This is a genomic window from Pseudomonas sp. F3-2 (assembly GCF_038804275.1).
In the GTDB taxonomy this organism is placed as follows: Bacteria; Pseudomonadota; Gammaproteobacteria; order Pseudomonadales; family Pseudomonadaceae; genus Aquipseudomonas.
Map to the genome: position 1 here is coordinate 3,817,386 of NZ_CP152388.1, position 11,954 is coordinate 3,829,339.

Annotated in this window: 9 protein-coding genes; 3 read left to right on the forward strand and 6 right to left on the reverse strand. The window is 62.4% G+C overall.

All coding sequences use genetic code 11. The features are described 5' to 3' along the window. Positions 1 to 20: 20 nt before the first annotated feature. The 4 genes from AAGQ88_RS17355 to AAGQ88_RS17370 all read right to left on the reverse strand — a co-directional run bounded on the left by AAGQ88_RS17355 (position 21) and on the right by AAGQ88_RS17370 (position 4,760). Positions 21 to 1,346 carry a lysine N(6)-hydroxylase/L-ornithine N(5)-oxygenase family protein gene (locus tag AAGQ88_RS17355; protein WP_342653065.1) on the reverse strand — a complete coding sequence of 442 codons (1,326 nt, stop codon included), beginning with the start codon at positions 1,344 to 1,346 and terminating at the stop codon, positions 21 to 23. Between the two features lie 162 nt (positions 1,347 to 1,508). Continuing rightward, entirely contained in the window at positions 1,509 to 3,203 is a 1,695-nt protein-coding gene (locus AAGQ88_RS17360) for a multidrug ABC transporter permease/ATP-binding protein (protein ID WP_285425455.1), read from the reverse strand. A gap of 52 nt (positions 3,204 to 3,255) precedes the next feature. Then, positions 3,256 to 3,825 (reverse strand): sigma-70 family RNA polymerase sigma factor, encoded by a 570-nt coding sequence (locus AAGQ88_RS17365; protein WP_285425456.1) that lies wholly within the window; start codon positions 3,823 to 3,825, stop codon positions 3,256 to 3,258. Between the two features lie 356 nt (positions 3,826 to 4,181). Then, positions 4,182 to 4,760 (reverse strand): GDP-mannose pyrophosphatase, encoded by a 579-nt coding sequence (locus AAGQ88_RS17370; protein WP_342653066.1) that lies wholly within the window; start codon positions 4,758 to 4,760, stop codon positions 4,182 to 4,184. 164 nt (positions 4,761 to 4,924) lie between these two features. Between AAGQ88_RS17370 and AAGQ88_RS17375 the strand changes: the two genes are divergently transcribed. Continuing rightward, positions 4,925 to 6,706: an OPT family oligopeptide transporter gene (locus AAGQ88_RS17375; protein ID WP_342653067.1), complete on the forward strand. Its 1,782-nt coding sequence runs from the start codon at positions 4,925 to 4,927 to the stop codon at positions 6,704 to 6,706. Between the two features lie 280 nt (positions 6,707 to 6,986). On the opposite strand, the gene AAGQ88_RS17380 is transcribed toward AAGQ88_RS17375, so the two are convergent. Further along, positions 6,987 to 7,913, reverse strand: a complete 927-nt coding sequence (locus AAGQ88_RS17380) for a Gfo/Idh/MocA family oxidoreductase (protein WP_342653068.1) — start codon at positions 7,911 to 7,913, stop codon at positions 6,987 to 6,989. Between the two features lie 86 nt (positions 7,914 to 7,999). Beyond that, positions 8,000 to 9,187 (reverse strand): DNA-binding transcriptional regulator, encoded by a 1,188-nt coding sequence (locus AAGQ88_RS17385; protein ID WP_342653069.1) that lies wholly within the window; start codon positions 9,185 to 9,187, stop codon positions 8,000 to 8,002. Between the two features lie 173 nt (positions 9,188 to 9,360). On the opposite strand from AAGQ88_RS17385, the gene xylA reads away from it, so the two are divergent. Then, entirely contained in the window at positions 9,361 to 10,677 is a 1,317-nt protein-coding gene (xylA, locus tag AAGQ88_RS17390; RefSeq protein ID WP_342653070.1) for a xylose isomerase, read from the forward strand. Positions 10,678 to 10,834: 157 nt separating this feature from the next. Next, the gene (gene xylF / locus AAGQ88_RS17395; protein ID WP_285425465.1) at positions 10,835 to 11,836 is read left to right on the forward strand and encodes a D-xylose ABC transporter substrate-binding protein; all 1,002 of its coding nucleotides are present in this window, start codon (positions 10,835 to 10,837) and stop codon (positions 11,834 to 11,836) included. Positions 11,837 to 11,954: the final 118 nt, after the last annotated feature.

Below are 11,954 nucleotides of genomic sequence, written 5' to 3' on the forward strand. Positions count from 1 at the left end.
CTCTGGCGTGGCGCGCCGACTCAGCGCGCCAGCTTCAGCGCCACCCGCTCGGTCTGCGCCGGTCGGCTCGAACAGGGCTGCTCGCAATCGGCGAAGATCGACTCGACCACTTCCTGAGAGCGCACCGCCAGTACCGACAGCAGCGTGTCGCTCAGGCCGTGACTTTCCTCGCAGCAACCCTGCAGGAAGATCCCCGCCTCGCTGCCCGGACGCAGTGGCAGGCGGTAGTGACGGTCGACGCCGGCGCCTTGCACGTAATCCTGCAGACCGGCCAGCAGCTCCAGGTGATAGTCGCGTCGGTACCCGGTGGCCAGCACCACGACGTCGAACGACTCGCTGTGCGTCTGGTCATGGGGCGCGTCGCGCAGGAACAACTCGATGCCGCCGGCGCCCACTTCGGCGTGCGCCACTTCGCGATTGGTCAGCAACCGGTGACGCTGCTCACCACGCACTTTCTGCTGATACATGCGCTGGAAAATGGTCTCGATCAGGTCGGTGTCGACCACCGAATAGTTGGTGTTGCGGAACTCGTTGAACAACGCACCGCGACGCTCTTCGCTGTGGTTGAAAATGGTGTCGGTGAACGACGGATTGAAAATCTGGTTGACGAACGGACTGTCATCCGAAGGCTTCAGCGCGCTGCCGCGGATGATCAGCGAGGCCTCGACGTTATCGAAGCGGGTGGCCAGGTCCTCGAAGATTTCCGCGGCGCTCTGGCCGCCGCCGACCACCGCCACGCGCACCGGGCCGGGACGATTGGTCAACAGTTTCTCGATACCGCCCCGATAGCCGGCCGAGTGCAGGACACGTGGATCATCCAGGCCATCGAACGCCGCCGGCGCCTGCGGAATGCCGCCGATACCGAACACCAGATTGCGCGCGCGACGGCGCGAGACATTACCGGTCGGGCCCCGCGACAGCACGTCCACAGCCACGAAACGGCCGTCCTGAAAATGCGGTTCGACCGACATCACTTCCTCACCGTAGTGGGCCTGTTCGCCGAAATGCGACGCCGCCCAGCCGAGGTAATCGGTGTACTCCTCACGCGTGGGGAAGAAGGTCTTGAGGTTGATGAAATCCTGCAGACGGCCGCGTTCCTTGAGGTAATTGACGAAGGTGAAGCGGCTCGCCGGATTGCGTAAGGTGACCAGGTCCTTGAGGAAGGAAATCTGCATGGTGGAGCCGTCGATCAGCATGCCTTCGTGCCAGTTGAACGCTGGCTTTTTTTCGAGGAAACACACCTGGGGCGCCAGACCGTTGCGCAGTGCATGCTCCTGGGTGGCGATAGCCAGCGCCAGGTTCGACGGGCCGAAACCGATGCCGATGTAGTCGTAGACGAGTTCCATGCTTCCCTCTCGTAAGGAGCGATGCGCGATCGGTTCCGGCAAGGCAGCAACGACAGTTGCCGGCGCCAGGGGCAGCTCACACGCATCGAGAATGAGTAAGACTGATTATCATTACAAAGACGCCTGAGCCGTCCGGCTGTTTAGTCTCTGCGGATGAAAAATTTACAAAGTGCTTACATTTTCCAGGCGGTAGGCGCCGCCGATTTCTTCCACCGCATCGCGGCTGGCGTTGTCGCGGCGATCGCCCTGCAATTCGCTGAGCTGGCCGGACTCCATCTTCACCAGACGGTCCGCCAGGTCGAAGTACTGATCGTCGTGGCTGATGGCGAATACGGTGACACCCGCCTGCTTGAACATCGGCAGAAGCTCGCGATAGAAGAAGCGGCGGAACAACGGATCCTGATCTGCGGCCCACTCGTCGAGCAGCAGAATGTCGCGTTTTTCCAGCAGCGCCAGCAGCAGCGCGAGACGCTTGCGCTGCCCTTGCGAGAAGCGCGTGTCGAGCAGATGACCGGCGCCGATCTGCACCTTGTGCTTCATGTGCAGCTGGTCCAGCCAGTGCTCGACCTGCACCGCGTCGGCATCCTGGCCATCGGCGCCCAGCAGCTGGGAAAACAGATGGAAGTCAGTGAAGACGCTGGCGAACAAATGCCGATACGCAAGCCAGTCGCCTGAGGCAATCACCTTCCCGTCGATCAGAATCGAACCCGCCGACGGTCGATACAACCCACTGAGCAGACGCGCCAGACTGGATTTTCCGCTGCCGTTGCCGCCCATCAGGAAAACGGTTTCGCCACGGTGCAGGGTCAGGTTGACTGGGCCGACATCGAACCCCGGCTCATCGCCCTGCGCCGGGTAGTGGTACTCGACGTCGCGCAGCTCCAGCGTCTGCCAGTTGCCGACGATGTGACTGGGCGCGACTTCAAAACTGTCGTGATGCTCGGCGAGCGCCAGCGATTCGACCTTGTCCAGCGCCACGCGGCCGGAGATCTGCGCGGGAATCGCTGCCACCGCCAGCACCAGCGGCGTGCGCATGAACAGCACGGTCAACGCATACGTCGCCGCCACCTCGGTGGGTGCCCAGCCCAGGCCGTTGGCCAGGTAGAACGCCAGACCGATCGTGCCCAGCACCATGATGTTCGCCCAGTTGCTGGCAAGCCCGTGATAGCGGTCGGCCAGGGTGAAATGCTCGCGATAACGCAGGGCCGCGGTGTCGAAGGTTTCTTCGTACAGACGCCGGGCGCGGTCGCGATTTAGGGTCAGTTCCTTGCGGCCATCGATCACCGCCTGATAGCTCTGATAGAGCTTGTCCTCCGATTCGCGCAGGGCGCGGATGTGCGCGTTGAGCTTGCCGACCAGCAGCCAGCCGACGCCCAGCGTGAAGGCCATCCAGCACAACGTGGTGATGAACAGCGAAGGCGACAGCCAGGCCAGGTAGCTGAACGCGGCCACACTGAGGACGGTGCCGTAGATGAGGTCCGGCAGTTGCACGAACGCCATGGTCACGGCGCGGATGTCGCTGGACAGGCTGGCGAAAATCTTCGCGCCGCCGATGGATTCGATGCGCTCGATGTTGGTGTCCAGCAGACGTTTGACCATCACCCGGCGCAGCCCGTAAACGAAGCGATGGCCCAGCGCGGTCAGCGACAGCGAAGCGCCCGAGGCCAGCGCCAGCAGCAACACGAGCATCAGGCCGAACTGCCACAACGCGGTGCCCAGACCGTCATGGGTGCTGATCATGCGCTGATTGACGAAGGCAATGACGCCCACGCTCAACAGGCCGCTGCTGATGCTCAGCAGCAGCACCATCGCGAGCGGCCAGCGGTATTGCTGGAAGACCAGACGAATTAATTTCATGGATGACTCCGGGCAATTAAGGCAGAAACACGTGCAGTCGATTGAACGAAACCTAGATCTCGCCCACGCGCGCGCGGCAGTGGGACAGGGTGTCGCGCAGGAGGAAATTGACCATCGTGGGCGAAGTGCCGATGACCTTGGCGACGTCACGCTGGGTGTAGCCCTGAATCTGGCTGAGGTTGAAGACGATGCGCATGCGCTTGGGCAGCTCGTTGAGCGCGCCGACCAACTGGGTGAGCGATTCGCGCCCGGCCAGCACGCGTTCAGGGGACACCTCGAAGCGCGGCTGCTCGTCCAGCTCGCTTTCGCTTCCGTGGTAACGCTCCAGGCGCTGGCGACGCAGGCGGTCGATCGCCAGGTTGCGCACCACGCGGTACATGTACCGCGCAGGCTCGGTGGAGGCCAGGTCGCTTTCGAGCATCTTCACGAAGGCGTCCTGAACCACATCTTCCGCGCGGGCGCGACAGCCGAGGAATTTCGCAGCCAGCCGCATCAGCCCTTCGCGATGGGTGTGGTAGGTCCCCATCAACGCATCCAGACGAGGATCGACCGATGCGCAGGCCTCTGCGGCACAGGCACCTCGCAGCTTGGCAGGCCGGCTCATTGCAGGACGAAAATCCATCTTGTTCGACATCCCTGGTTACAAAGGAACGCGAAGAATAACGCAAACGATTCTCATTGCAATGTAAGAAATTTTACCGATTAGTGAAACTTTGGATATATGGAAAATGTCGCGGAGAGGCCGCCAAGATGGCGGCGAAACAGTGGCAGGATCGCCAGAAGACCCGGAATCAAAGGCTGGCGCCGGGATGGCCGTTGCAGCCGCGATGAGGCCCACTCAGTGGAAGGCGGGATTTTTTGCGGTCAAAAAAATGTGTCGATGTCGATACAATCGTCTCTGCGCGGGGGACGCGGGCGCTGCTGAGAGCAGGACTCTGCTCCTGCAGGCCCTCAGTCAGCGCTCGCGACGACCGCCATTCAGCGCATCAATCGCAGCTCCAGGTACTGCAGCAGCATGATGGTCTTGCCGTCGGCAATTTCGCCGCTGTCGACCATCGCAATGGCCTGATCGAAGCCCAGCTCGAGCACCTCGATGTCCTCGCCCTCTTCCTGCAGACCGCCGCCGTCACTGACCCGGTCGTGGGGCTGGTATTCGCCGATGAAGAAGTGAATCCGCTCGGTGACCGATCCGGGGCTCATGAACGCGTCGAAGATTTTCTTGACCGAGCGGACCGCGTAACCGGTCTCCTCTTCTGCTTCCAGACGGATACGCTCCTCGGGGCTGGCGTTGTCCAGCAGGCCGGCCGCCGCCTCGATCAGGTAGCCGTCGTGCTCGTTGACGTACGCAGGCAGGCGGAACTGCCGCGTCAGGACCACCGTGCGCCGGGCCAGGTTGTACAGCAGGATGGTCGCGCCATTGCCGCGGTCGTAGACCTCACGTGTCTGCGGCTGCCAGCTGCCGTCCCGGCGTTTGAGGTCGAAGCTGTACTTTTTCAGCACGCCCCAGTTGTCAGAGAGGGTCTGTTCGGCGGTGATGCGGATCGGTGGGGAGGGCATGGAGGTCCTTGAAAACAGGTCGTCGAAAACGCCCATACCGTAGCAGCACCGGCCGTCTGGAGCGAGTCTTCGGGCGCGACCCGGTCATCGGCTGGCTGAACCTTCCGCCGCAACGGGGCTCCCTAGTTCAAGACCCGCTCCCGACCTCCCGCACAGGATTTGACATGGGCCTTTACCCCGCCGCAACCGCTTCGACGTCCGGCTCGACCAGCGCGCTGCCCTTGCGCATCGAGCGTGAACTGAGCCCTCGCGCCGTGTTGACCGGTGCCGTGTTAGGCATTCTGCTGACGCCCTCGAATGTGTATGCGGGGCTGAAAATCGGCTGGTCCTTCAACATGTCGATCATCGCGCTGCTGGTGGGTTTCGGCATCTGGCAGAGTCTGGGGCGCAACCGAAACCTGGCGCCCTGGACACTTCATGAGAGCAACATCAACCAGACGGTGGCGTCGGCGGCAGCGTCGATCATCTCCGGCGGGCTGGTCGCGCCGATTCCTGCGTACACGCTGCTGACCGGTCAGCAACTGGACCCATTGCCGATGATGGCGTGGGTGTTTTCCGTCAGTTTTCTTGGCATCTGGATCGCCTGGTATCTGCGTCCCACGCTGCTCAATGACCATGGCCTGAAGTTTCCCGAGGGCATGGCGACGCTGGAGACCCTGCAGCACATCTACCATCACGGCCGCGAAGCCGTGTCCCGGATCAAGGTGCTGTTCGGTGCTGCGCTGTTGTCGGGCTTGCTCAAATGGGTCGATGACTTTGTCTGGGCGATACCGCGCTGGGCGCCGACGGCACACTTGGAGCGGCTGACCTTCACCCTGGATCCGTCGCTGCTGTTGATCGGTTTTGGCGGCATCATCGGCATTCGTGTCGGGCTGACACTGCTGCTGGGTGCATTGCTGGCGTGGGCGGGTCTCGGACCGTGGTTGATCGACAGCGGTCTGGTCACCCTCGCCCCGGACGCCAGCGGGCCGCAATTCGCCCGGCTGGTGGAATGGCTGCTGTGGCCAGGCGTGAGCCTGATGGTTTGCGCAACCCTCACATCCCTGGGCGTGCGACTGCTCCACAGCCCGCCGGCACGCTCGACCGAACCTGGCGCCGACGCAACGATGCCGCAGGCCCGGGCGCCCTTCGCCTGGCCGCCGGCGCTGGGGCTCGTCCTGTCGATTGCGTTGGTCGTGACGCTGCAGGCGCTGCTGTTCGGCATCGACGTGTGGATGGCGCTGTTGAGCATCCCGCTGGCGATCTGTCTGGCCGTGTTGGCGGCGCGGGTGGTCGGGGCTACGGGCATCGCTCCCATAGGCGCGATTGGCAAACTGTCGCAACTGACCTTCGGCCTCGTCGCGCCGGGCCAGGTGGGCATCAATCTGATGAGCGCCAATACCGCAGGCGGCGCGGCCGGACAGTCCACAGACCTGATGAACGATTTCAAGGTGGGCCTGGCGATTGGCGCGACACCGAAGAAGCAGGTCATCGCTCAATGCATCGGCATCGCCATCGGCAGCGTGGTCGGCGTGCTGGTCTACATTACGCTCATTCCCGATCCTCAACACATGTTGCTGACCGAGCAATGGCCGGCGCCCGCCGTCGCGACCTGGAGGGCCGTCGCGCAGACGCTCACCCACGGTTTGCAGTCGCTGCCGCCGGATGTTCGCTGGGCCATTTTTGTCGGCGGATTCGTCGGCGTGCTGTTGGGTGCGCTGGACAGCCTGCTGCCTCAGCGCCTGGCCCGCTGGCTGCCCAGTACGGCAGCGCTGGGGCTGGCATTCGTGCTGCCTGCGTCGACGTCGCTGATGATGGGCCTTGGCGCGGTGCTGACCTGGGCGATCAGTCGCCGGTGGCCAAGCGTGACCGAGCGTTTCGCGATCACCGCTGCCGCAGGATTGATCGCCGGCGAGAGCATTACCGGCGTCGGCGCGTCGTTCTGGGAGATGCTGAAAAATCTCTAGCGGCGTTCGCGGGCCCGTCAAGCACAGGCGTTGCGACGCGCTCAAGTCCTGAACTATCGATTGTGTCGATAGCCATCATCCGCACGGGCGCCGTTCAATTCAGGGCGGCAAACCGGGATCATGGCGCCATTGAATCGAAACCGGACAAGGATTTTCACCCATGACAGTCAACATGACCCTTCTGCTGATGCTGATCGTATCGTTTTCCATCGCACTGGCAGGCGTCGCCCAGTTCTGAAGCCCGGCAGGTCACCTCATCGGGCCTGCCGGCGCTGACCCGTTACTCGTGAAACTCAGCCACCGTCTGTTTGCTGCCAACGAAAAAACTGTCGGCGACGATACGCAGCGGCTGCAGGTCCAGATCACTCTGCCGATCGGCGATCAGCTGCGCGAAGTGCCGGTACATCGCCGGATACTCGCCCTCCTCGGCCACCGGCTGGCTGACCCCGTCAATAGCCACCTGCGCGCCACCGGCGTCCAGGCGCATCACACCCTCCTCGCAGTGCAGCTCGATGCTCCATTGCTCATTCACGCCGTGATCGAAATCCAGCTCGGCCACCACGTGCACCGCTGGGCCTGAACGCATCTGCAACGAGGCGGCAATCGGCGACTGACAATTGCTCGGCACGCTCAGCGCAGCAGATTCGACGAACAGCGCGTCAGGCAGCAGATCCGTGACGATGGACAGCGCATTGATCCCCGGATCGAACACCCCCAAGCCGCCCGCCTGCCAGATCCACGCCTGACCGGGATGCCACTTGCGCACCTGTTCCTTCCAGTCCACGCGCACCTGCTTCAGGGTCTTGCCGTGCAGCCAGTCTCTGGCATTCGACACGCCCGGGGCGAACCGCGAATGCCAGGCGAACAGGCCGCTGACCCCCGCCGCGTTGACCTCATCGATCAGCACCATGGCCTCGCCAAGGGTTGAGCACGGCGGCTTTTCCACCAGCACGTGCTTGTCTGCTTTCAGCGCCTGTTGCACCAGCGCGAAGCGACCTTGAGGGGGCGTGCAGAACGCGATGGCATCCACCGGCGGGCCATTTTCCAGGAGGTCGGCCAGCGAGCTGAAATTATCGACGCCGGGGCACGGCGCGCCCAGCGTGGCGACGGACACCAGCTTGAATTGCTCACTGGCATTGATCGCCGGCACATGCTGGTCTTGCGCGATCTTGCCGTACCCCACCAGCCCTAAACGAATCGGATGCATCGATGACTCCTGTGATGTTGTCTTTATTTGCAGTCGTATGTTGTCGTCCGACGCCGCGCCCGCGGGGCGTCGTGTAATCAATCTGCTCAGTGAATCGCTGCCCCGGCCCCTTGCTGGTACTCGCGCGGCGTGCAGCCAAATTCGCGACGGAACACGGTGTGCAGGTACTGCGCCGACTTGAAACCGCAATGCTGGGCAATGTCGGCGATGGCCGAATCGGTCTTTTCCAGCCGTGTCGCGGCGGCGGCCAGTTTGAAGCGCAGGATTTCATCGTGCACGCTGCAGCCTCGTTCCTTGCGAAAATGCGCCTCGAGCGAAGACCGTGAGACACCGACGTAGCCCGCCACCTGCGCAGTCTTGATGCCTTGGCAAGCGTACTGGCGGATGAAGTGCAGCGCCTGCATGACGTAGGGATTGCCCAATGGCTGATGCAGACTCGACGCCTGCACATTGATTGCCTCCGGCGGCACCAGAATCTGACTTCCCGTCGCGGGCATGCCGTGCAGCATCTGATGCAGCAGACGCGCCGCCGTGCGGCCCATGCTCTGGGTGCCTTGAATCACCGAACTGAGCGGCACGCGGGTGAGCGTGCGGGTCAGCGGATCGTTGTCGATGCCGATCAACGCGACCTGCTCCGGCACCGCGATGCCGGCCGTCAGGCAGGCCTGCAAAAGCTGACGCGCACGGGCGTCGCTGACGGCGATGATGCCGATCGGTTTGGGCAGGCTCTGCAGCCAGGCGATCTGCTGTTCAACGGCGCTGTCCCACAACGGCGCGCTGGTGCTCAGGCCCCGATAGACCTCGCCAGTCAACCCATCGCGCTTGAGCAATCGGCGAAACGCCTTCTCGCGTTCCTGTGCCCAGCGATTGCTTTGCGCCTCGGGCAGGCTGAAACAGGCAAAGCGGGTCAGTCCGGCCTCGATCAAATGCTCGTACGCCAGTTTGATCAGCGCGAAATTGTCGGTGGCCACGTAGGGAATGTGGCTGGGATAGGCCCGCTCGTCTTCGTAGGAGCCGCCCACCGCAACCACCGGCAAGCGGCTGCCGGCCAAGGCCTCGCCGATCAGCGGGTCGTCGAAGTCGGCAATGATGCCGTCGCCCTGCCAGCGCTCGATGCCCTTGAGGCGGCAGAGAAAATCTTCCTCCAGAAACAGATCCCACGACGCGCGGGTGCTGCTCAGGTAGTTGCCGATGCCTGTGATGATGCCGCGATCATAGATTTTGCCGCCGTTGAACAACAGGGCAATACGGTGAACGGGCGGGACGGTTTTCATTGTTGTTTCCCCGAGCCTGTGAAACAGGTCGGCACAGACTAGGCCTGCGCCGAGGGAATCTCAATACTCAAAATCGAACACCGAGTTGGTGATTTTCGTAATCGGCGGGCATCGGGCCGTTGCTAGTATCCAGGCAGCCTCAGATCAAAAACAGAACAACAAGGAAACGTCCGATGCCCTGCTTTCCCGATATCGACCGAATTCGCTACGAAGGCCCTGCCAGCCAGTCGCCCCTGGCCTTCCGGTACTACGACGCCGACAAGATCATCCTTGGCAAACCCATGCGCGAACACCTGCGCATGGCCGCCTGTTACTGGCACACCTTCGTCTGGCCGGGCGCCGACATGTTCGGCGTCGGCACCTTCAAACGGCCCTGGGTCAAACCCGGCGATGCGATGGCGCTGGCGCGCCTGAAGGCTGAGGCCGCGTTCGAGTTTTTCTCCAAACTGGGCATCGACTATTACAGTTTCCACGACACCGACGTGGCCCCGGAAGGCGCGTCGCTCAAGGAGTACAGCGATAACTTCGCGCAGATGGTGGACGTGCTCGAAGGGCATCAGGAGCAGACCGGCATCCAGCTGTTGTGGGGCACCGCCAACTGTTTCAGCAACCCGCGTTTCGCCGCTGGCGCGGCCAGCAATCCGGACCCGCAGGTCTTCGCCTACGCAGCCGCTCAGGTGTTCAATGCAATGAACGCCACGCTGCGCCTCAAAGGCTCCAATTACGTGCTGTGGGGTGGCCGCGAGGGCTACGAGACGCTGCTCAACACCGACCTCAAACGCGAGCGCGAGCAGCTGGGGCGCTTCATGCGCATGGTGGTCGAACACAAATACAAAATCGGCTTCAAGGGCGATCTGCTGATCGAGCCCAAGCCGCAGGAGCCGACCAAGCATCAGTACGATTACGACAGCGCGACGGTGTTCGGTTTCCTCCACCAGTTCGGACTCGAGAACGAGATCAAGGTCAACATCGAAGCCAACCACGCCACCCTCGCCGGCCATAGTTTCCATCACGAAATCGCCACGGCCGCCTCGTTGGGCATCTTCGGCAGCATCGACGCCAACCGCGGCGATCCGCAGAACGGCTGGGACACCGACCAGTTCCCCAACAGCGTCGAAGAGCTGACCCTGGCGACCTACGAGATTCTCAAGGCCGGGGGCTTCCGCAACGGTGGCTACAACTTCGACTCCAAAGTCCGCCGCCAGAGCCTGGACGAAATCGACCTGTTCTACGGCCACGTCGCCGCCATGGACGTCCTCGCCCTGTCCCTGGAGCGCGCCGCCGCCATGATCGAAAACGATGTCCTGCAACAGTTCAAGAGCCAGCGCTATGCCGGCTGGGACACGCCGTTCGGCCAAGGAGTGCTCTCCGGCGACTTCAGCCTCGAATCGCTCGCGCAGCATGCATTGGCAAACGCGTTCGCCCCCAAAGCGGTGAGCGGGCGGCAAGAGATGCTCGAGGGCGTGGTGAACCGGTTTATTTATCCCTGAGGTCCTACAGGCCAACGCCGGTCTCTGCACGTAAAGAGGCCGGTTACATTCTCACGACAATTCCCTGCTCGCGGCGCGCGGCAGCTATCTACAGTTCTACCGGCAACACGTACACGCTCATGAAGTGCCCCAAACAAAAATAAAAGGACGCACCACAATGAAGAACCTGAAAGTCACCCTGCTCGCCAGCGCTCTGGCCCTGCTCAGCCTTCCGGTCATGGCCGACTCGGCTCATCCGAAAATCGGTTTCTCCATCGACGATCTTCGCCTGGAACGCTGGTCGAGAGACCGCGATTACTTCGTGGCCGCCGCTGAGAAAATGGACGCCAAAGTCTACGTCCAGTCCGCCGACGCCAATGAGCAGAAGCAGATATCGCAGATCGAAAACCTGATTTCACGGGGCGTGGACGTCATCGTTATCGTGCCTTTCAACGCCACGGTGCTGACCAATGCCGTCGCCGAAGCGAAGAAGGCCGGCATCAAAGTCGTGTCTTACGACCGGCTGATTCTGAACGCCGACATCGACGCCTACATCTCTTTCGATAACGAGAAGGTCGGCGAGATGCAGGCCTCGGGCGTGCTCAAAGCGGCGCCCAAGGGCAACTACTTCCTGCTGGGTGGCGCACCGACCGACAACAACGCCAAAGTGCTGCGCGAAGGCCAGATGAAGGTCTTGCAGCCAGCCATCGACAAGGGCGACATCAAGATTGTCGGTCAGCAGTGGGTCAAGGAATGGAACCCGACCGAGGCGCTGAGCATCGTCGAAAACGCCCTGACCAAAAACAGCAACAAGATCGACGGCATCGTTGCATCCAACGACGCCACGGCCGGTGGCGCGATCCAGGCGCTGGCCGCACAGAAACTCGCCGGCAAAGTGCCGATTTCCGGGCAGGATGCGGACCTGGCAGCGGTCAAGCGGGTCATCGACGGCACTCAGACAATGACCGTCTACAAGCCGCTGAAACTGATCGCCTCGGAAGCCGCCAAGCTTTCGGTGCAGCTGGCGCGCAACGAGAAACCGGCGTTCAGCTCGCAGTACGACAACGGCACGAAAAAGGTCGACACCATCCTCCTGACCCCGACGCCGCTGACCAAGGACAACATCGACCTGCTGGAGAAAGACGGGTTCTACACCAAGGATCAGATCGCCGGGAAGTGATCACTGTCTGCTGGCTGCCATAGCTGCAGCGTGAGCCCTGCACCGACACCTGCAGGAGCGTGGCTTGTCCCGCGATCGGCGGGGATCCCGTCGTGAAACCTGACGCTGTGGTTTGCCT